The organism is Stenotrophomonas sp. YJH_SMC_81 (assembly GCF_059370875.1).
In genome coordinates, this window is record NZ_JCAFUB010000005.1 from 322,470 (window position 1) to 342,562 (window position 20,093).

The 20,093-nt window shown below is 64.3% G+C and carries 16 protein-coding genes; 4 read left to right on the plus strand and 12 right to left on the minus strand.

Going from position 1 to position 20,093, the window contains the following annotated elements:
* Positions 1–18: 18 nt before the first annotated feature.
* The 12 genes from cls to dnaA all read right to left on the minus strand — a co-directional run bounded on the left by cls (position 19) and on the right by dnaA (position 14,695).
* Positions 19–1,479, minus strand: a complete 1,461-nt coding sequence (gene cls / locus AC5P8U_RS13270) for a cardiolipin synthase (RefSeq protein WP_072168774.1) — start codon at positions 1,477–1,479, stop codon at positions 19–21.
* A 159-nt stretch (positions 1,480–1,638) separates the two neighbouring features.
* The gene (locus AC5P8U_RS13275) at positions 1,639–2,052 is read right to left on the minus strand and encodes an ExbD/TolR family protein (protein ID WP_005411740.1); all 414 of its coding nucleotides are present in this window, start codon (positions 2,050–2,052) and stop codon (positions 1,639–1,641) included.
* Between the two features lie 3 nt (positions 2,053–2,055).
* Positions 2,056–2,481: an ExbD/TolR family protein gene (locus tag AC5P8U_RS13280; protein WP_005421196.1), complete on the minus strand. Its 426-nt coding sequence runs from the start codon at positions 2,479–2,481 to the stop codon at positions 2,056–2,058.
* Positions 2,482–2,542: 61 nt separating this feature from the next.
* Complete coding sequence (gene exbB / locus AC5P8U_RS13285) at positions 2,543–3,304, minus strand: TonB-system energizer ExbB (RefSeq protein WP_005411738.1); 762 nt, start codon at positions 3,302–3,304, stop codon at positions 2,543–2,545.
* Between the two features lie 94 nt (positions 3,305–3,398).
* A complete protein-coding gene (locus AC5P8U_RS13290; protein ID WP_005421199.1) occupies positions 3,399–4,067 on the minus strand; it encodes an energy transducer TonB in 669 nt (222 codons plus the stop codon).
* A 143-nt stretch (positions 4,068–4,210) separates the two neighbouring features.
* Positions 4,211–5,404, minus strand: coding sequence for a tetratricopeptide repeat protein (locus tag AC5P8U_RS13295; RefSeq protein ID WP_061480436.1), 1,194 nt, complete (start codon positions 5,402–5,404; stop codon positions 4,211–4,213).
* Between the two features lie 132 nt (positions 5,405–5,536).
* Positions 5,537–6,343 carry a M48 family metallopeptidase gene (locus AC5P8U_RS13300; RefSeq protein WP_061480435.1) on the minus strand — a complete coding sequence of 269 codons (807 nt, stop codon included), beginning with the start codon at positions 6,341–6,343 and terminating at the stop codon, positions 5,537–5,539.
* Between the two features lie 71 nt (positions 6,344–6,414).
* Positions 6,415–7,263 carry a CPBP family intramembrane glutamic endopeptidase gene (locus AC5P8U_RS13305; RefSeq protein WP_447897367.1) on the minus strand — a complete coding sequence of 283 codons (849 nt, stop codon included), beginning with the start codon at positions 7,261–7,263 and terminating at the stop codon, positions 6,415–6,417.
* Positions 7,264–7,330: 67 nt separating this feature from the next.
* Positions 7,331–9,790, minus strand: a complete 2,460-nt coding sequence (gene gyrB / locus AC5P8U_RS13310) for a DNA topoisomerase (ATP-hydrolyzing) subunit B (protein ID WP_061480434.1) — start codon at positions 9,788–9,790, stop codon at positions 7,331–7,333.
* Between the two features lie 112 nt (positions 9,791–9,902).
* Positions 9,903–10,997, minus strand: a complete 1,095-nt coding sequence (gene recF / locus AC5P8U_RS13315) for a DNA replication/repair protein RecF (RefSeq protein ID WP_069138188.1) — start codon at positions 10,995–10,997, stop codon at positions 9,903–9,905.
* Positions 10,998–11,987: 990 nt separating this feature from the next.
* On the minus strand, positions 11,988–13,088 hold the full coding sequence (gene dnaN, locus AC5P8U_RS13320; RefSeq protein ID WP_005411731.1) for a DNA polymerase III subunit beta: 1,101 nt from the start codon (positions 13,086–13,088) through the stop codon (positions 11,988–11,990).
* 275 nt (positions 13,089–13,363) lie between these two features.
* Entirely contained in the window at positions 13,364–14,695 is a 1,332-nt protein-coding gene (gene dnaA, locus AC5P8U_RS13325) for a chromosomal replication initiator protein DnaA (RefSeq protein WP_049417185.1), read from the minus strand.
* Positions 14,696–14,950: 255 nt separating this feature from the next.
* On the opposite strand from dnaA, the gene rpmH reads away from it, so the two are divergent.
* The 4 genes from rpmH (at position 14,951) to AC5P8U_RS13345 (ending at position 20,091) form a co-directional block, all read left to right on the plus strand.
* Complete coding sequence (gene rpmH, locus AC5P8U_RS13330; protein ID WP_005411729.1) at positions 14,951–15,091, plus strand: 50S ribosomal protein L34; 141 nt, start codon at positions 14,951–14,953, stop codon at positions 15,089–15,091.
* A 5-nt stretch (positions 15,092–15,096) separates the two neighbouring features.
* Positions 15,097–15,591, plus strand: coding sequence for a ribonuclease P protein component (gene rnpA / locus AC5P8U_RS13335; RefSeq protein ID WP_072168770.1), 495 nt, complete (start codon positions 15,097–15,099; stop codon positions 15,589–15,591).
* The gene (yidC, locus tag AC5P8U_RS13340; RefSeq protein WP_072168769.1) at positions 15,591–17,306 is read left to right on the plus strand and encodes a membrane protein insertase YidC; all 1,716 of its coding nucleotides are present in this window, start codon (positions 15,591–15,593) and stop codon (positions 17,304–17,306) included. The genes rnpA and yidC overlap by 1 nt, the downstream gene beginning before the upstream one ends.
* Positions 17,307–17,421: 115 nt before the next feature.
* Positions 17,422–20,091 (plus strand): polysaccharide deacetylase family protein, encoded by a 2,670-nt coding sequence (locus AC5P8U_RS13345; RefSeq protein ID WP_088496507.1) that lies wholly within the window; start codon positions 17,422–17,424, stop codon positions 20,089–20,091.
* Positions 20,092–20,093 lie beyond the last annotated feature (2 nt).

Sequence of the window (20,093 nt, forward strand, 5' to 3'; positions counted from 1 at the left end):
CCGCAGTGTAGCGCTGCGTCAGAGCAGCGGCGAGGCCAGCCGGGCGAAGGCCTCGGGCAGGCGGTGCAGCCACAGCGAGCGCCCGGCCTGGTCATGCACCCGCGTGGCGCGATCGAATTCACCCTGCAGCAGCTCGGCCAGGGCTGCCACGCGGTCCCGGTCGCTGATCATCATCGACAGCTCGAAGTTCAGGCGGAAGCTGCGGTGGTCGAAGTTGGCACTGCCGACAATGCAGACGTCGTCGTCGGCGATGAACGCCTTGGTGTGCAGCATGCGCGGGCCGTACTCGTAGATCTTCACGCCGGCATGCAACAGCTCGTCGAAGTACGAGCGCGCGGCCTGGGTGACGAACCACGAATCGCTCATTTTCGGTACCAGCAGGCGCACGTCCAGGCCGCCCAGCGCGGCCGAAGTCAGCGCCATCCGCGCCGCTTCACCCGGCACGAAATAGGGCGTCACCAGCCACACCCGCTCGTGCGCTTCCTGGATGGCGGCGACGTGCAGCCGGTGGATCGTCTCCCAGCCCGAATCCGGGCCGGAGACCAGTACCTGCGCGTTGATCGCGCCATCCCCGCGCAGCGGCATATCGGCCGGCCACAAGCGGGCGATATCCATCCGCGAGGGTTCCTGGCCACTGGCGTAGAGCCAGTCCTCGGCGAACACCAGCTGCAGACTGCGCACCACATGACCGCGGATGCGCATGTGCAGGTCGCGATAGGCGTCGGGCCTGCGGCTTTCGTCTTCCTCGTCGGTGATGTTGATGCCGCCAGTGAAGGCCAGGCGGCCATCGACAATCACCAGCTTGCGGTGCGTGCGCAGGTTCAGCCACGGGCGCTTGAACGGTTTCAGCAGCTGCCGTGGGTGGAACCAGATCGCTTCACCGCCAGCCTCGAGCAGGGGCTGCAGGAAACGGCGGGGCAGGGCGGAGGAGCCCACCGCATCCAGCAGCAGGCGCACCTGCACACCGGCACGTGCGCGCTCGACCAGGGCATCGCGCAGGGCGGTGCCTGCGTGATCCGGATTGAAGATGTAGTACTCCAGATGGATGTGATCGTGCGCCTGTGCAACGGCCTCCAGCAAGGCCGCGTAGGTCGCCGCACCGTCCACCAGCCAGGTCACTTCGGTGGCACTGCTTGGGGCCAGTCCGGTCGTGGCCTGGGCCACCTTGGCCAGTTCGGTGCAGTCCGAATCAGGCGGGCAGACATCGCTGTAGTGCTCCATGCCCGAGCGTGCACGGCCACGACGCAGCCGTTGCCGCTTCACCTTCTGCGGGCCCAGCAGGTAGTAGATGAAGAGCCCGAGATAGGGGAGCAGTGCCAACGAAAGGATCCAGCTCAGCGTGGCCACCGGCTCGCGCTTCTGCAGCATGATCCAGCCCGCCAGCGCGAACAGGTACAGCAGGTAAGCCACCGCCATGATCGTGCCGAGGTGGGCGATACCGTCGAGCCAATGGCGCAGGGAATCGAAGAGGGCAAGCATGCGCCGATCATAGCGGGCGCGTGCTCCCTGATGGGGTCAGATCCCTTTTCCTGCCAAAAAGGGATCTGACCCCGACTGCATCCCACAAACAAAAAAAAACGCCCCTGTCTCCAGGGGCGTCTGCAGTCGCGTCATGACTGTTGTGTTGCGGTGTCGCGTTTACTGCTGCACAAAACCGATCTTCTTCATCTGAGCGTTCTTCGCGGCGGCCAGAACCTTGGCCATCACGTCGTACTCGGAATCCGGGCTGGCGTCGATGCGCAGTTCCGGCTGGTTGGTCGGGTCACGCTGGACCTCCTGCTCCATCCGCTGCTGCAGCTCGCTGGTATTGATCGGGCTGTTGTTCCACGAGACCTGGTTGCTGGCGTCGATCTTCAGTTCGATCGGCGGCGGCGGTTCGACCAGCTGCGGCGGTGGGTTGAGCACGCGCTGCGGCAGGTCCACGGCGATCGGGTACGTCATGATCGGCGCGGTCACGATGAAGATGATCAGCAGAACCAGCATCACGTCCACGAGGGGCGTGACGTTGATGTCTGCCATGGGGCCCTTGCCACCACCACTACTGAATGCCATGGCTTATTGCCCCTTTTCTTTGGTCGCAACGAAGCCGACGTCCAGCATGCCCTGTTCCTGCGCGACCTTGGTCAGGTCGTTGATGACGCGCATCTTGGTGGTGCGGTCACCACGCAGGTTCAGCGGCGGCTGCGGGGTCTGCTGTGCGGCGGTCGCCAAGCGGGACTCGAGAGTCTGCTTGTTGATTTCTTCGTCGTTCCAGTAGATCGAGCCGTCTTCCTTGACTGCCAGCGTGATCGGGTTGGGACGCTTTTCAGCATCTTCCGGCTTCTGGATCAGGTTGGCTTCCGGCAGATCCACCTTGACCTTGTGGGACATCAGGGGCGCCGTGATGATGAAGATGATCAGCAGCACCAGCATCACGTCCACGAGGGGCGTAACGTTGATGTCGGCCATGGGGCCGCCGCTGTTACCACTACTGAAAGCCATAACGGGCTCCGTCTAGATCTTGGTGACTACTTACTTCGTCGCTGGGTGACGCGCGCCGCAATTAGCGGACGCGCGAACCGGTGGCGAAGAAGTCGTGCAGGTCGTGCGCGAAGGTATCGAACTTGCTGATGGTCGCGCTGTTGATCTTGCTGAAGAAGTTGAAGGCGAACACGGCCGGGATTGCGACGAACAGACCGATCGCGGTCATGATCAGCGCTTCACCCACCGGGCCGGCAACGGCGTCGATCGAAGCGGAGCCGGTGGCACCGATCTTGATCAGCGCGCCGTAGATGCCCCACACGGTACCCAGCAGACCGACGAACGGAGCGGTCGCGCCGACGGTGGCCAGCAGGGTCATGCCCGACTGCAGCTTGTTGCTTTCGCGGGTGACGGCCTGACGCAGAGCGCGGTCGACGAACTCCGAACGGCTCAGGTTCTCACCGACGCCGCCGGTAGCACCGCCTTCAGCGCGCTGGTGGTGGGCAGCTGCCTGGGCAGCGTCCAGGGCGATCTTCGAGAACGGCTCCGAAGCCGGCTGCTCTTCCATCGCACGGATGGCGTCCTGCGCGTTCGGGGTGTCCCAGAACAGGCTGACGACGCGATCAGCGGCGCTCTTCAGGCGGGTGGCACGGAAGATGTTGATGACGGTCCAGTACCAGGACATGGCCGACATGGCGATCAGGGTCAGCAGCACGACCCAGGAAACCGCGAAATCACCCGGCTTGGTGGTCATTTCGTGGATCAGGTGCTCGAAGCCCATCTGCGACAGGGCGTTGGACGGATTGCCCCCGGCAGCAGCGGCGATGAAAATTTCCTGCAGCATGACGCTTACCTTTGTTGTGTGTGGTGATAAAGGGTGTAGCTAAGCTAAACAATCGAACCGGGAGCGGGGGTGGCCAGGCGACCACCCGGGCGCATCAGTTCAGCGCAAAGTTGACCGGGACGCGAACGCGACCTGCCGTCTTCTTACCGCCTGCTTCAGCGGCGTTGAAGCGCCACTTGCGAGCCGCTTCCATCGCAGCACGGTCCAGGTCGCGGTTACGGCTGGACTTTTCCACCGTGACATTGGTGACGTTGCCGCTGGCATCGACATCAATGATCAGGATCACTTCGCCCTGGATACCTGCGCGGAAGGCTGCCGGCGGGTAGCGCGGCGGATTCATGGCCTTCGACGAGATGTCCACGCTGGCCTCGATCGAGGTCGGCGGTGCCGGCGGCGCCGGAGGCGACGGCGGGGTGACGATATCGTTCGGACGCGGCTCCGGCACGTCGACAACCGGCGCCTGCGGCGGCGGCGGTACGGGCGACGGCTTCGGCGGCGACAGATTCTTCACCGGCGGTGGCGGAGTATCCTGCGGCGGCGGCGGCGGCGGCGGCGGTGGGGGCGGCGGCGGCGCGTCGACGATGGTCACCATGACGTTGCGCTCCTTCTCCGCGACGGCCTTGGGAGCCACGGCGGGAATCAGGAGCATCATGAAGGCGGCCAGATGCAGGGCAATTACAAACGCGATGCCGACGATGCGAGGCCAGCTCAGCCCCTTGTCATCGGGTTGTTCGTACCGGTGAACGACTAGTTGTTCCGTCATGCGCCAAGAGCTCAATAGTGGGGCCGGAATCCCGGGGGCGGGATCCCTGATCAGCGGTGCATGACACCGCAGGAACCTCCAAGCTTATACCAATCCTGAGCGCCTGCGCATCAACTGAGCAGGCATTCAGGCGTTATTCCTACTTACTTCAGGTTGATGATTTTTTTGGCATCAGCCTGGTTCTTCACGCCCTTCGCCAGCGCCTGCTGGGCGGCCTGCTTGGCCTCGGGGACGCGACCTTCGGCATGCAGGACGCGTGCCAGGTTCAGGTAGGTCTCACCGTCCTTGGAGAGCGGGGCGGCCTTCTGCCACGCATCGATCGCCTGCGGCACCTGGTCGGAGTAGTAGTAGGACTGGGCCAGCGCCAGGTAGACCTGGTAATCCGGCTTCAGGATGCCCTTCTGCAACCCTTCGTTGATGACCGCGATGACGTCCTTTTCCTTGTTCTCGGTGTTGGCATAGATCGAGTACAGCTGCTTGTACTCGCGCTCTTCGGTGAGCTGGCCGCTGCTGCGCAGCTTGTCCATCACCGCGGCGGCCTTCGGCATCTGGTCAGCCTGCATGTACATGTTGGCCAGATTCAGCTGGGCCTTCTTGTCCGACGGGTTCTTGGCCGCCAGCGCTTCTGCGGCCTGCACGGCCTCACCGGTCTGGCCGGCTTCGGAAAGGGCCGCCATCAGCAGCTGGTTCCAGTTGTCCTTCGGCTCGGCAGCGCCCGCGATGGCCTGCTTCAGCACCGGGATCGCTTCCTGGTAGCGCTCCAGCTGGTACAGCGCCTGGCCCTTGGCAATCAGCTCTTCCGGCTTGGTCGACTTGCTCTCGGCGAAGTACTTGTCCAGGGTGGCCAGGCCTTCGGCAGTCTGGTCTTCCTGCAGCTGCAGCTGGCCCAGCATCAGCATCGACTGGAAGTGGCCGTTGTTGTCCAGGCCGTTGAACTGGATGACCTGCTTCAGGTAGGCGATGGCGGCCGGGGTATCGTCGGTCTGGTAGGCGGCCTGCGAGGCCAGCTGCGCGGCCAGCGACTTGTCGTACTCGTTGGAGGCGCTGTCAGCCAGGATCGCGTCAGCCTGCGTGCGCGTCTCCGGGAACTTTTCCTTGTTGTAGCTGTCGATCATTTTCTGCAGCTTGCTGCCCATCTTGGCCGAGGCCTTGACGGTCGGCTCCTGGCGGGTCGCATTCGGGTACAGCGGTTCGGCCTTGGCCTGCTTGCTGCTGCCGCCGCGGCTGCCACGGTCGGAGGAACGCGAGGACTGCGCGAAGGCATCGGTGACCACGGCGCCGGTCAGGGCGGTCGCGACGAGGACGGAAAGCACAGCTTTGTGGTTACGGAAAATCATCGTTCACCTCGATCGAACCGCCGGATAGCGGCAAAGTCGGACTGTCAGAAAAATCTGAGCCGCCAAACGTATCAGAAACAGATGGCGTGAGAAATCGTTTTATGTGCTGCAATACAGCATAGAACTGCGCACTCATCCGCACTTTGGCCGCAGCCCGGCCGCCTGCGCCTGCTGATAGACCGGCGCCAGGCCCGGTGCGTCACGTCGCAGCTCCTGGATCCGGTTGGCCGGATCGGGGTGGGTGGACAGCCATTGCGGGCTTCGACCGCCGCTGGCGGCCATCATGTTCTGCCACAGATCCACCGCCTGGGCCGGGTTGAAACCGGCTTGGGCCATCAGTCGCTGGCCGATCACATCCGCCTCGCTTTCCTGGGTCCGCGAGCCGGGCAACAGGAAGGCCGCCTGCGCGCCCATGCCGCCCAACTGGTTGACCGTACTGGCGGCACCATCGCCATAGGCGGCACCGGCCAGCGCGCCCAGCACGGCCAGGCCGGTCTGCGCGCCCATCTGCCGGGTAATGCGTTCCTCGTGGTGACGCGCGATCACGTGGCCGATCTCATGACCGATCACGGCAGCCAACTGGTCCTGATTCCTGGCAACGGTGAAGATGCCGGTGTTCACGCCCACTTTGCCGCCGGGCAGGGCAAAGGCGTTGGGTTCCTTGTCGACGAATACGGCAGTCTCCCACCGTACGCCACGGTACTGAGGCGGCAGCTGTGCGACCAGCGCATTGACCACGCACTGCACGTAGCCGTTCTGGCGGCCATCGGTGCTGATCTTCTCTTTCTGCTTGGTCTCGGCAAACGCCTGCGCACCGAGCTGGTCAAGCTGTGCCTGCGACACGCCGCCCACCATCTGCCGTCGTCCGGTTGGCGAGGTGGTGGTCGCACAGGCACTGACCACGGTGGTGATGACTAGAGCCAGCAGCAGTTGTTTCATGGGTCCGCCCCCGTGTTCATGTGCGCAGTGTGTAGCGTACCTGCTTAATCTTTCGTCAAGCGGGCACGGCGTTACGTTGACCCCAGGAACACCATTGCGGCGAGCGCGACCGCGTTGTTCAGCGCATGCGCGGCAATCGCCGCCCACAGGGTGCCGGTGCGGCGGTACAGCCAGCAGAAGGCGGCGCCCATGCCACCGTACACCAGCCACAGCTGCGCCATGCCCAGCAGCGAGTTCTTGCTGACACCGGGCACTTCATGGACCAGGGCGAACGCCAGGCTGCTGAGGATCAGGCCCAGCCAGGGGCGGCCGGCCAGCCACAGGCGCCCGAACAGGACGCGGCGGAACAGCAGCTCTTCGTAGGCGGGGGCGAGGACGACCGCAAACAGCACCAGGAACAGCGGGAAGCGAGCGATTGCGCTCTGCATCAGTTCCACGTTGGTGGGCACCGGCTCGATGCCGAACTGCTTGGAAAGGAAGGCGATGCCGTTGCTGCCGAGCACGATCAGCGTGGCCACCAGCAGGGTCCAGCCCCAGGTGGACGGCCGCAGCAACGCCTGTCGCGACGCCATGCGTTCGCCGGCGTTTGCCGGGCGTCGCCAGAAGTACAGCAGCAGCGCGGCGCCACCGGTGGCGATCAGGGCCATCAGGATCTGCGCCAGGGCACCGGGCTGGCCCACTGCCGCGCCGACGGCGTCAGGTGTCAGTCCGCCGCCATTGGCCTCGGCGTTGGCGCGGCTGACCACGATTGCACGGTAGAAGCCCCAGAACAGGCCGGTGACCATGCTCAGGCCGACCAGGGTAACGGCGGCGATGCCCAGGTCGATGAAGAAGCCTGCCAACGGTGCCACGGCGCGCGGTGGGGCAGACACCGGCGGAACCGGGGGCGGGGCGGCGGAGACCGGGGTGGATGCGGACATCAGGTACCTGTGTTCAAGGGACGAAGGCCGGTGCAGCTCCCCGCGCACCGGCCAGGTCCCGATTGTGTCAGATATCCAGGTTGGCGACCTTCAGCGCATTGTCTTCGATGAAGTCGCGACGCGGCTCGACGACATCGCCCATCAGGGTGCTGAAGATCTGGTCGGCAGCGACCGCATCCTCGATGCGCACCTGCAGCAGGCGACGGGTCTCCGGGTTCACCGTGGTATCCCACAACTGCTCCGGATTCATTTCACCCAGACCCTTGAATCGCTGGATCTGGCGGCCGCGCTTGGCCTCCTCGAGCAGCCAGTTCTGCGCCTTCGCGAAGCTGTCGACTTCGATCGACTTGGCGCCGCGGGAAATCGTTGCACCTTCGCGCACCAGGCCGTGCAGCAGCTTGGAGGCCTGGTGGATCGCACGCAGTTCGCCACTCTCGAACGCCGACATCGGCAGCACCTGGATGTGCTCCTCACCCATGTGGCGACGGGTCACCAGCACGGCGGCCGGGCGCTCGTCGTTGGCCTCCTGCAGTTCCAGGCTGAAACGCGGGCTGCCCAGGCTGCCCTGGTTGAGGCGCTTGGCCAGCGCATCCAGGCCTTCGCCTTCGCCCGCATTGCGCAGGCTGTCCATGTCCATCGGCACGAAATCAACCAGCGCTTCAAGCAGGTTGCGGTCATAACGGTGCGCGTTGCGTTCGATGGAATCGAGCGCGGCGGCGTAGGCCAGCAGCAGCTTCTCCAGCGCCAGGCCTTCGATGCCGGGCTCGCCGGTGGCCGGCACCAGTGAAGCGTTTTCCACTGCGCTGCTGGCCAGGTAGCTGTCCAGCGCCGGGTCATCCTTCAGGTACAGCTCCTGCTTGCCCTGCTTGATCTTGTACAGCGGCGGCAGGCCGATGTAGACGTAACCGCGCTCGATCAGCTCCGGCATCTGACGGTAGAAGAACGTCAGCAGCAGGGTGCGGATGTGGGCGCCGTCGACGTCGGCGTCGGTCATGATGATGATCTTGTGGTAACGCAGCTTGTCCGGGTTGTACTCGTCGCGGCCGATGCCGGTACCCAGTGCGGTGATCAGCGTACCGACCTGGTCGGAGGACAGCATGCGGTCGAAGCGCGCGCGTTCCACGTTGAGAATCTTGCCGCGCAGCGGCAGCACCGCCTGGTTCTTGCGGTTGCGGCCCTGCTTGGCCGAGCCACCTGCCGAGTCACCCTCGACGATGAACAGTTCGGACAGCGCCGGGTCCTTTTCCTGGCAGTCGGCCAGCTTGCCCGGCAGGCCGGCGATGTCCAGCGCGCCCTTGCGGCGGGTCAGGTCGCGGGCCTTGCGCGCAGCTTCACGCGCACGCGCGGCATCGACGATCTTGCCGGCGATCGCCTTGGCTTCGTTCGGGTTTTCCTGCAGGAACTCTTCCAGGCGCGCACCGAAGGCGTTTTCCACCGCCGGACGCACGTCGGAGCTGACCAGCTTCTCCTTGGTCTGGCTGGAGAAGCTCGGGTCCGGCACCTTCACCGACAGCACCGCGATCATGCCTTCGCGCATGTCGTCGCCGGTCAGGTTGATCTTGGCCTGCTTGGCGATGCCGTTCTGCTCGATGTAGTTGTTGAGCACGCGGGTCAACGCACCGCGGAAACCGGCGAGGTGAGTACCGCCGTCCTTCTGCGGGATGTTGTTGGTGAAGCAGTACATCGTCTCCTGGTAGGAGTCGGTCCACTGCAGCGCCACCTCCACGACGATGCCGTTGTGCTCGCCGGTGACGGAGATGACATTCGGGTGCAGCGGGGTCTTCAGCTGGGCCAGATGCTCCACGAAGCTGCGGATGCCGCCTTCGTAGTGGAAGTCATCGCGACGGCCGTCGCCGCGCTCGTCGGCAAGGACGATCTTGACGCCGGAGTTCAGGAACGACAACTCGCGCAGACGGCGGGCCAGGATGTCGTAGTGGAATTCCACGTTGTCGTGGAAGGCGACGGTGGACGGCCAGAAGCGCACGGTGGTGCCGCGCTTGGTGGTGGCTTCCAGCTTGGCGAGCGGGGTCACGGCTGCGCCGTTGCTGAATTCCTGCTGGTAGTGGGAGCCGTTCTGGAACACGTCCACCAGCAGCTTCTGCGACAGCGCGTTGACCACGCTGACGCCGACGCCGTGCAGGCCGCCGGAAACCTTGTAGCTGTTGTCGTCGAACTTGCCGCCTGCGTGCAGGACGGTCATCACCACTTCGGCGGCGGAGACCTCGCGACCGAGCTTGGCGCTCATCTGCTCGTGCTTGCCGGTGGGGATGCCGCGACCGTTATCGGACACCGAGACCGAGCCGTCAGCGTGGATCGTCACCGCGACATGGTCGGCGTGGCCGGCCAGCGCTTCGTCGATCGAGTTGTCGACAACCTCGAACACCATGTGGTGCAGACCGGTGCCGTCATGCACGTCACCGATGTACATGCCGGGTCGCTTGCGGACAGCCTCCAGGCCTTCCAGGGCGGTAATGCTGTTGGCGTCGTAATTGCCGTTGTTTGCCGGGGTGTTCTGTTCGTCGCTCATTGCGCTTGCCGTAGGCTCCGCAGGTCGGACACCGCTTGGGGCGATGTGCCGAGAATGAAAGGATTCCAACCCGAATTATACCAGCCGGGGTCGAGTGGCCCTGATGTGCCCACTATGGCACAGCCACGATCTGTGCATGTTCCACGTGGAACCGGGCGATCTGGGTCAGGCCCTGCAGGGCCGCCGGAGGTTCAGTAGCGGTGACGAAGATCTGCGCCGGGCCGGTGAGCAGACGCTCCAATACCCGCGCCTGGTGGGTACGATCCAGTTCGGAGGCCAGATCGTCCAGTGCGATCACCGGCCATTCGCCGCGCTGTTCTGCATAGTCCTCAGCCTGCGCCATCAGGCACGCCAATGCGGTGAGCTTGGCCTGACCGCGTGACAGTGCATCGCGACCAGGAATGCTGTGGAAATCCACGCTCCAGTCCGCCCGGTGCGGCCCAACCGAGGTGTAGCCGGCCTGGCGGTCACGATCCCGGGCCAGAAGCAGAGCATCTGCCAGGGGAAGCTCATGCCGACGCCAGCCCGGACTGAGTTGCAGTGCCTGGATACCGAGTTGCGGTGCCAAACTGGCCGCGAGCGCCACGGCACGCTGCTGCAGCCGCTCAAGGTAGTGCTGACGCCGGCTGGTAAGGGGCTCTCCGGCCTCAGCCAACTCGTGATCCCAGGTGTCCAGCATCCGCGACGGGCCGCCCTGCTTGAGCAGGGCGTTGCGCTGCTTCAGCGCCCTTGAATAGCGGCGCCACAAGGACAGGAAATCAGGTTCCACGTGGAACAAGCCCCAATCCAGGAAGCGACGGCGGGGCTCGCCACCGCCGCTGACCAGCGCATGGCTGCCGGGCTCGAACGTCACCACCGCCAGCGCTGCGCAGAGGTTGCCGAGCTGAGCCACGTCTTCACCGTCCAATCGTCCCTTCCAGTCCTGGCCACTGTGGCGCAGGCCGGCCTTTCGGCGATGCGGCGCGTGGTCGGCACGCTGCTCGTCCCATTCCACGAAGATCTCCAGCGCCTCCTGGCCCTGGCGTACCAGCCCATCGCGGACCCGGCCGCGGAAGCTGCGGCCATAGGCCATCAGATGCAGGGCCTCCAGCACGCTGGTCTTGCCGGCACCGTTGTCGCCAGTGAGCAGGTTCAGCCCCGGCTGGGGCAAGAGATCCACCGCACTGAAGCGACGCAGTTGGTGCAAGGCGAGGCGGCGGATAAGCATGGGGCGCGAACGACCATCCGCTCGAGGCGGTAGAGGGACAGGGAATCCATCAGCTTACTGCATCGGTCAAGCCGGACGTGCTGCACCCGCATCGACGCGGAGCAGAAGCTCCCGCGCACCAACTGATCGCGGGTTCCACGTGGCGCCGGTTCACCGGCATGCCCGTTTCCAGCTCCGGACGCAGCTGAAATTCCTTCAATTCTGCACAGGGTTGCGGGGCGTGGCCCGCCAGATTTCAACGATTTCAGGACCACTGCCGCAGGTGTTTGATGAGCGCTTGCACGGCCGGGTGAGCGGGCGGGGGCCCGGATTCCTCCAAATCTGAGATCCGATGCCCTGGGAGGTTCCACAGATTTCAAAGAATCCGGCCCATTCGTTTCACGCTGTCCACAGCGGGTCGGTATGACTTATACACAAGGTATGGGCAATCTGTGGATAAAAAAGCCCTTTTGCTTGGGTCTGGAAACTATCCACAGGTTCCCCCCCAGCCTGAGGCGCCTCTATACAGGGGGTTTCACCCGCATAAATTCCTTTCAAATCATGTAGATAACACATTTCTCCACGAAATCTGGCTCTACCATCACCACCATGCTTTAGATTTATACCCAGATTTAGAAGCTAGGCTTGGCTCGATCTGCCCCGAATGAGTCCTGTGGACAGAGAGGATTTCAGAAACAGCGAGCACTGTCGCCGCAGCGTGGATGCGCTTCGGCATCCGACCAGGCCAGGCCCATAGCAACTGCGTTGAGACTCCAGGTACCGGCCCCGATCAAACTTGATTCGGAAGCAGTCCCTGGCATCGACTCAACGTCCCGTCGGTAGTTGGGCCTGGGAAGCAAAGCGCACGCAACCGGGTCCATCAAGGAAGATGCGTTCCGTCCGAAATACACGCTGGAAAGGGTCGGCCCGATGATCCACGTGGAACGTGCAAAAAAAAACGCCCGGGAGCTTCCCGGGCGTCGTTATGTTCCACGTGGAACCGGGCTGATGTCAGAGACGCAACGGCATGACCACGTGGCGCGACTTCTCGCTGCTGGACTCACGCACCAGCGCCGAGGAGTTGGAGTCGCGCAGCTGGATGATGACTTCCTCATCCCGCAGGGCGGAGAGGGCATCCAGCAGGTAGTTCACGTTGAAGCCGATGGCGAGATCGCTGACCGTGGTATCGGCTTCGATCTCTTCCTGGGCTTCCTCCTGCTCCGGGTTGTGCGCGCTGATCTTCAGGTTGCCCGGCGACACTTCCACGCGGATGCCGCGGTACTTCTCGTTGGACAGGATCGCAGCGCGCTGCAGCGAGGCGCGCAGCGCTTCACGATCAACCTTCACTTCACGGTCGGCACCGATCGGAATCACCGCTTCGTAATCCGGGAAGCGGCCGTCGATCAGCTTGGAGGTGAAGGTGACATCGTCGCGCTTGACGCGGACGTGGCTGCGGCCGACTTCCAGCTCGATCTCGCGATCACCGCTTTCCAGCAGGCGCTGCAGCTCGGTCACGCCCTTGCGCGGCACGATGATCTGGCGCTTGGAACCGCTAGGCTTGGCCAGGTCGGTTTCACACAGCGCCAGGCGGTGGCCGTCGGTGGCAACGGTACGCAGGGCGTCACCGCGCAGATCGAACAGCAGGCCATTGAGGTAATAGCGCACGTCCTGCTGCGCCATCGCGAACGCGGTGCGCTCGATGAGCTCCTTCAGGGTCGCTTCGCCGATGGCCACTCGCTCAGTGGCTTCCACTTCGTCAACCGACGGGAAGTCATTGGAGGGCAGGGTTGCCAAGGTGAAGCGGCTACGACCGGCCTGCACGGTGATCTTGTCTCCGGTCTGCGAGACGGTGATCCGGCTGCCATCGGGCAGGGCGCGGATGATCTCGAACAGCTTGCGGGCGGGAATGGTGGTTTCACCGTCCTGGGCATCTTCAACCGCGATCCGCGACACCATCTCCACTTCCAGGTCGGTACCGGTCAGCGACAGCTGGCCGTTCTGCACCTGGACCAGGAAATTGGCCAGAACCGGAAGGGTCTGGCGGCGTTCGACCACGTTGACGACCTGTGCCAACGGCTTGAGAAAGGCTTCGCGCTGCAGTGTGAAACGCATGTGGTTCCGTGCCCCTATGCTTTAAAAAATGTGGAATAAATCAAAAGCTTGGTGGTGCTGGTAGAGACAGAATCGCTGGAAAACAATGCTAAGTCTTTGTAAATTAAGGAGTTTCAGACATCGAAACCCTCTGTATTACCGACCCCCAAGGGGTGGGGAAAGCTGTGGATAAATTCGACGGGATTTCAGACGCCATTTTTATCCACAACGTGTCCCGCGCTTGCTACCGGATTCTGCACCGTTTTGTGCGATGACGCCTCATCGGCATCCGTGCATCATTCGCTCAGCTTCCGGATCAGCTTGTCCCAGTCTTCGCGGAGCTTGCCGTCGGTTTCCATCAGGGTCCGGATCTGGCGGCAGGCATGCAGCACCGTGGTGTGATCGCGACCGGCAAAGGCGTCGCCGATCTCGGGCAGGCTGTGCTCGGTCAGTTCCTTGGTCAGGGCCATGGCGACCTGACGGGGGCGAGCGAGCGAGCGGGTCCGACGCTTCGACAGCAGATCCTTGATCTGCAGGCCGTAGTAGTCGGCAACGGTTTTCTGGATGTTGGGAATGCTGATCGCCTGTTGCTGGGCGCGCAGCAGGTCGCGCAGGGTTTCCTGGGCGAATTCGGTGGTGATCGCGCGGCCGGTGAAGTTGGCGCGGGCGGTCAGGGTATTGAGCGCGCCCTCGAGGTCGCGCACGTTGGAGCGCATCTTCTTGGCGATCAGGAACGCAACATCATCGGGAATCTCGGCACCGCGTTCGCGCGCCTTGGCCAGCACGATCGCGGCGCGGGTCTCGAAGTCCGGCGGTTCGATCGCGACCGACAGGCCCCAGGCAAGCCGCGACTTCAGGCGCGCTTCCAGGCCTTCGACCTCGCGCGGATAGCGGTCACAGGTCAGGATGATCTGCTGCTTGCCATCGAACAACGCGTTGAAGGTGTGGAAGAACTCTTCCTGCGTGCGGTCCTTGCCGGCGAAGAACTGGATGTCATCGATCAACAGCGCGTCCACCTGCTGGAACTGGCGCTTGAACTGATCCATGGTCTTTTCCTGCAGGGCCCGGATCATGGCGCTGAAGAACTGTTCCGAACGCAGGTACAGCACCTTCGCGCCTGGATTGGCCTGGCGCATCGCGTTGCCGGCGGCGAACATCAGGTGGGTCTTGCCCAGGCCGGTGCCTCCATACAGCAGCAGCGGGTTGTGGGCCCGGTCGCCCGGCTTCTGCGCTGCCTGGAAGGCAGCGGCCAGGCCCAGCTGGTTGCTGCGCCCTTCGACGAAGTTGGCGAAGGTGTAGTGATTGTCCAGATTGCCGGCAAACGGCACCTGCGGTTCGCTGGACACAGGCGCCGACGACGTGGAAACCGGCGCGTTCTGCGCCTCCACGGGGCGCGGGCGCGAGCCGATTTCAAGAAAAACGTCGCTGAAACCGGCGAAGTGAGCCAGCAGTTCGCGGATCCGGGCCAGGTACAGCTCGCGGACCTGGTCGACGATGAAGGCATTCGGTGCATACAGCACCAGGCTGTCCACGCGCAGATCGGCCTGCAGCGGCTTCAACCAGGTATGAACGTCTTCCGGCGGGAACTCCGCTTCGAGGCGCTCGAGACTACGGGACCAGGCATCCATCAGCAATAATCGTCCGGTGGCCGGGGCATGGACGCGACAAGGCGCCCAAACACAGGCCGGAAAGGGGGGAAATGGATGGCTCAGACTACCACCGAGCGCCCGCCTTCGGAATGCTTGTCCCCTACTTATTCACAAAAACATCCACAGCTATTGCACAGCCCGGTGAATTCGCGTAGTCCTCAGGGGTTGACGTGAGGGGGGAGACCTCTCTAGAATTTCCGGTTCTTTCCGTCCCATTCATACGAGAGGCCCCCAATGGCCACGAAGCGCACCTACCAGCCCAGCAACCTCAAGCGTAAGCGCGACCACGGCTTCCGTGCCCGTATGAAGACCGCTGACGGCCGCAAGATCCTGTCGCGTCGCCGCGCCAAGGGCCGCAAAGTCCTGAGCGCCTGATTGCCATGCCGCACCCTGCGGCAGACGCAATCCCTTCGACAGTGAATACTGCAGACCCGCGCAAGCGATTCCCTCGCTCTGCGCGGGTTCGCACGCGTGCCGAATACTCAACGGTCTTCAACGGCGCCCGCCGTGTGTCCGATCCGCTGATGACCCTGCACTGGCTGCCGGCTGACCGGCCGGCCAGGCTGGGTCTGGCGGTTTCCCGCAAGGTCGATCCGAACGCCGTTGGGCGTAACCGGATCAAGCGCGTCCTGCGCGACATCCTGCGTCAGACACGTACCGATATCCAGCCAGGCGACTTCGTCGTCGTGGCCCGTAGTGCTGCGCGTTCCGCCAGCAACGACGAGATCCGCCAGGCCTTCCTGCGCCTGCTGCGTCGCCTGCGTGCATTGCCCGCGCCGGGCGTGGACGGCACAATGCCGCCGCCTGATGGCATCGCAACTCCTTCTTTGACCGAGCCGGCATCGCGTCCCGGCCCCGCCGAGCCTGTCCGCTGATGAACCAGACCCGCGTATTCCTCATTTTTGCCTGGCTGATGGTGGCCGTGCTGCTGTGGATGGAGTGGAGCCGTGAAAAGGCTGCTCCGACCCCGCCACCGACGACCACGTCGGCCCCGGCTGCCGCACAGAGTGTTCCGGGCGCTGCCTCGGGCAGCATTCCCAGTGCACAGGTCCCGGGCGCCCCGGGCCAGGCCGCTGTGCAGGCGCAGGCCAGTGCCACCCCGGCCAGCCAGCGCGTGACCGTCACCACCGACGTGCTGCGCCTGGTGCTTGATGGTGGCCGCGTGCTCGACGCCGAGCTGCTGCAGTTCCCGCAGACCAAGGACGAAGGCAGCCCGCCGGTTCGCCTGCTGACCGAAGACCCCGCGCATCCGTACAGCGCGATCAGTGGCTGGGCCAGCGAAGACAAGAACACCCCGGTTCCCGGCGCCGACGGCTTCAAGCTGGTCGGTGACACCAAGGACTTCGTGCTGGCCAAGGGCCAGAACGAGCTGCAGATCCCGTTCGTGTGGACCGCCGACAACGGCGTGACCATCAAGCGCACCCTGACCGTCTCGCGCAACGAGTATGCCGTGCGCTTCAAGGACGAAGTCAGCAATGCCGGCGCCGCGCCGTGGAACGGCTACGTCTACCGCACCCTGGACCGCACCCCGACCATCCTGTCGCGGAGCATGACCAACCCGGACTCCTTCAGCTTCAACGGTGCCACCTGGTACGACAACGACAAGAAGTACCAGCGTCGTGCGTTCAAGGACTACCTGGAAGACGGCACGCTCAACCAGAACATCACCGGCGGCTGGCTGGCGATGCTGCAGCACCACTTCTTCACCGCCTGGATCCCGCAGAAGGACCAGACCGCACACTACGTACTGTCGCAGGTGGCCGGTCGTGACCTGATCGAAGCGCGTGGCCCGGCCTTCACCGTGGCCCCGGGCCAGTCCACCAGCACCGAAGCCCGCCTGTGGGTCGGCCCGAAGCTGGTCAACCTGATTGCCAAGGAAGACGTGCCGGGCCTGGACCGCGTGGTCGACTACAGCCGCTTCTCGATGATGGCGGTGATCGGCCAGGGCCTGTTCTGGGTGCTGAACCAGGTGCACAAGCTGGTCGGCAACTGGGGCTGGGCGATCGTCGGCCTGGTGGTGCTGCTGAAGCTGGTGCTGTACCCGCTGTCGGCGACCCAGTACAAGAGCGGTGCCAAGATGCGTCGCTTCCAGCCGCGCATCGCGCAGCTGAAGGAACGCTATGGCGATGACCGCCAGAAGTTCCAGACCGCGATGATGGAGCTGTACAAGAAGGAAAAGATCAATCCGATGGGCGGCTGCCTGCCGATCCTCATCCAGATGCCGATCTTCTTCGCTCTGTACTGGGTGCTGGTGGAATCGGTCGAACTGCGCCAGGCGCCCTGGTTCGGCTGGATCCAGGACCTCACTGCACGCGACCCGTACTTCATCCTGCCGGTGATCAACGTGGCGGTGATGTGGTTCACCCAGAAGCTGACCCCGGCACCGGGCATGGACCCGATGCAGCAGAAGATGATGCAGTTCATGCCGCTGGTGTTCGGCGTCATGATGGCCTTCATGCCGTCCGGCCTGGTCCTGTACTGGGTGGTCAACGGCGGCCTGGGCCTGCTGCAGCAGTGGTGGATGACCAAGCGCCATGGCGGCGAGCCGGTCCCGGCCACCACCGCTCCGGCCCCGGTCAAGAAGAAGTAATCGGCAGAGCCGGCCACTGGCCGGCCGACCCCAGCAGAAGCCCGCCGCAAGGCGGGCTTTTCGCATGCGGCGTTAGAATCGCCTGCATACCGTTCCTCCCATCTTCGAGTCCGCCATGCGTGCGTCGTCGTTCCGCCTGTTCCTGCCCTCGCTGCTGTTGACCCTGGCCGTAGCGGGCTGTGGCGACAAGGACGCGAAGGTGCCGGCGAGCACGGTCACCCAGCCCAGCGCGCAGGCCGCCGCCGCTGCCGATCCGGCCGCCGCGCCGTTGCTGGCCGCGCTGCAGAAGCAACTCGATGGCTACCGCCGGATCATCGTGCTGCTGGCCGACGAGGAGCAGCAGTCGACCGCCGACCGCGGCACCTCCACGCGTGTGGGCCAGCAGCTGTTCCATGATGGCCTGGAACAGCGCACGACCATCGCCGCGCAGTTCGACACCCTGCTGCGCGATTCCAGCCCGCAGCGCTTTGCCACCCTCGGCACGGTGCTGGACTACATCGAGTCTGCGCCCGAACTGTTCGACGCCGATCGCCTGGCCTTCCGTGAAGTGCTGCGTGACCTGCATGAGCGGGTCGGCACCGATTCCTCGCTGCCGGCGGTGAAGCTGCACCAGCGCATCGGTGAGGATCTGGAAGCGCTCGATGAGATCGAGCGCAACTACAACCAGGAACTGACCCGCATCTTCAGCCGCTTCGAGCGCACTCGCGCCATCGAACTGAAGCGCGAGAAGTGGGACGACTACATCGCCCACCTGCACAAGGACTACAGCCGTGAAGCGATCCTGCGCGACTACGGGGTGATCGAGCCGTATCCGATGTCGATGAAGGACAGCGACCGTGAGATCTTCGGCCGCGACCTGCCGGCCAAGACGGTGGTGCTGACCTTCGACGATGGCCCGCACAAGGCCTACACCGATGAAGTGGTGGCCATCCTCAAGCGCTACGACCTGCCGGGCGTGTTCTTCGAGGTGGGCCGCAACCTCGGCAAGGTCGAGGCCGATGGCAAGGTCAGCCTCGGCCCGATGGCGAAGATCAGCCGCAACCTGATGGAAGAAGGCTATGCGGTGGGCAACCACAGCCTGACCCACGCCCAGCTGTCGCGCACCACCGGCGACGCCCTGCGCCAGCAGGTGCTGGACACCGACACGCTGCTGAAGGATGTCGACAGCAAGCGCGCGCCGCTGTTCCGCTTCCCGTATGGTGCGCGCAATGCCGAAGGCCTGCAGCTGCTCAACGAGGCCGGGCTGAAGTCGATCATGTGGAACATCGACTCGATGGACTGGGCCGACCCGGTGCCAGAGTCGATCGTGCAGCGCGTGCTGGACCAGGTGAACAAGGAACAGCGCGGCATCATCCTGTTCCACGATATCCACGATCGTGCAGTGAAGGCACTGCCGCAGATCCTCGACCGGCTGATCGCCGATGGCTACCAGTTCGCCGGCTGGAACGGCCGCGACTTCACTGTCGCCCGTGTGCGCAAGGGCGATACCGGTGCCGCGACCGTCACCACCGGCTACGAGAAGTCGTGGGCGATCGTGGTCGGCATCGACAACTACGCCAAATGGCCGAAGCTGGAATACGCCAGCCATGACGCGCAGGCGGTGGCCGATACCCTCACCGGGCAGTTCGGCTTCCCGTCCTCGCAGGTGATCGTGCTGAAGAACGAGCAGGCCACGCGCAACAACATCCTGGCCGCGTTCCACGACCGCCTGGCCGATGACCGCACCGGGAAGAACGACCGCGTGTTCGTATTCTTCGCTGGCCATGGCGCGACCCGCCAGCTCGCCTCCGGGCGCGACCTCGGCTACATCATCCCGGTCGATTCGGATCCGAAGGAATTCGCCACCGACGCGATTGCGATGACCGACATCCAGAACATTGCAGAAAGCATGCAGGCCAAGCATGTGATGTTCGTGATGGATGCCTGCTACAGCGGCCTGGGCCTGACCCGTGGCGGCCCGTCGTCGTCGTCGTTCCTGCGCGAGAACGCGCGTCGCAGCGCGCGGCAGATGCTGACCGCCGGTGGTGCCGACCAGCAGGTGGCCGATGCCGGCCCGAATGGCCACTCGGTATTCACCTGGGTGCTGCTGCAGGCGCTGGCTGGCAAGGGCGATCTCAACGGCGATGGCCTGATCACCGGTACCGAGCTGGCCGCCTACGTGGCGCCGGCCGTCTCAGCCGTTTCGCACCAGACCCCGGCCTTCGGCAGCCTGCCGGGTTCGCAGGGCGGCGAGTTCGTGTTCCAGGTGCCGGACAGCCAGGAATTCCTCAATGCCGATACGCGCCAGCTGACCGCCGATGCGATCGCGCTGAACAACAAGGTGGAGGCCGCCAGCGAGGCCAAGGGCAGCCAGGCACCGGTGACGGTGGCTGACCTGCAGGGCGGCAAGGCCAAGCTGGTAGTGCCCTCCGCCGGCCCGGCGTCCGACCGCCAGCGCGCGCAGCAGGCCAACGACCGCGGCCTGCAGCTGTACCGCGAGAAGCAGTACGACGAAGCGGTAGCCCAGTTCACCGAGGCACTGAAGCTGCGTCCGGACTTCGCCCAGGCCGCCAACAACCTCGGCTTCGTCTACTACCGCCAGCAGCGCTACGTCGAAGCGGCGCGCTGGCTGGAGAACACGCTGAAGATCGATCCGTCGCGTGCGGTGGCCTATCTCAACCTGGGCGATGCCTACTTCAACGCCGGCGACAAGGCCAAGGCGAAGCGGGCCTACACGACCTACCTGGCGCTGCAGCCGCAGGGCAGTGGTGCCGCGCAGGCACGCGCGCAGCTGGAGAAACTCTGAAC

Coding starts and splice junctions, on each gene's coding strand:
- AC5P8U_RS13345 (WP_088496507.1), top strand. CDS start 17,422: ATGCGTGCGTCGTCGTTCCGCCTGTTCCTGCCCTCGCTGCTGTTGACC.
- AC5P8U_RS13295 (WP_061480436.1), bottom strand. CDS start 5,404: ATGATTTTCCGTAACCACAAAGCTGTGCTTTCCGTCCTCGTCGCGACC.
- dnaA (WP_049417185.1), bottom strand. CDS start 14,695: ATGGATGCCTGGTCCCGTAGTCTCGAGCGCCTCGAAGCGGAGTTCCCG.
- AC5P8U_RS13305 (WP_447897367.1), bottom strand. CDS start 7,263: ATGTCCGCATCCACCCCGGTCTCCGCCGCCCCGCCCCCGGTTCCGCCG.
- AC5P8U_RS13290 (WP_005421199.1), bottom strand. CDS start 4,067: ATGACGGAACAACTAGTCGTTCACCGGTACGAACAACCCGATGACAAG.
- yidC (WP_072168769.1), top strand. CDS start 15,591: ATGAACCAGACCCGCGTATTCCTCATTTTTGCCTGGCTGATGGTGGCC.
- AC5P8U_RS13300 (WP_061480435.1), bottom strand. CDS start 6,343: ATGAAACAACTGCTGCTGGCTCTAGTCATCACCACCGTGGTCAGTGCC.
- rnpA (WP_072168770.1), top strand. CDS start 15,097: ATGCCGCACCCTGCGGCAGACGCAATCCCTTCGACAGTGAATACTGCA.
- AC5P8U_RS13275 (WP_005411740.1), bottom strand. CDS start 2,052: ATGGCATTCAGTAGTGGTGGTGGCAAGGGCCCCATGGCAGACATCAAC.
- cls (WP_072168774.1), bottom strand. CDS start 1,479: ATGCTTGCCCTCTTCGATTCCCTGCGCCATTGGCTCGACGGTATCGCC.
- recF (WP_069138188.1), bottom strand. CDS start 10,997: ATGCTTATCCGCCGCCTCGCCTTGCACCAACTGCGTCGCTTCAGTGCG.
- rpmH (WP_005411729.1), top strand. CDS start 14,951: ATGGCCACGAAGCGCACCTACCAGCCCAGCAACCTCAAGCGTAAGCGC.
- exbB (WP_005411738.1), bottom strand. CDS start 3,304: ATGCTGCAGGAAATTTTCATCGCCGCTGCTGCCGGGGGCAATCCGTCC.
- gyrB (WP_061480434.1), bottom strand. CDS start 9,790: ATGAGCGACGAACAGAACACCCCGGCAAACAACGGCAATTACGACGCC.
- dnaN (WP_005411731.1), bottom strand. CDS start 13,088: ATGCGTTTCACACTGCAGCGCGAAGCCTTTCTCAAGCCGTTGGCACAG.
- AC5P8U_RS13280 (WP_005421196.1), bottom strand. CDS start 2,481: ATGGCTTTCAGTAGTGGTAACAGCGGCGGCCCCATGGCCGACATCAAC.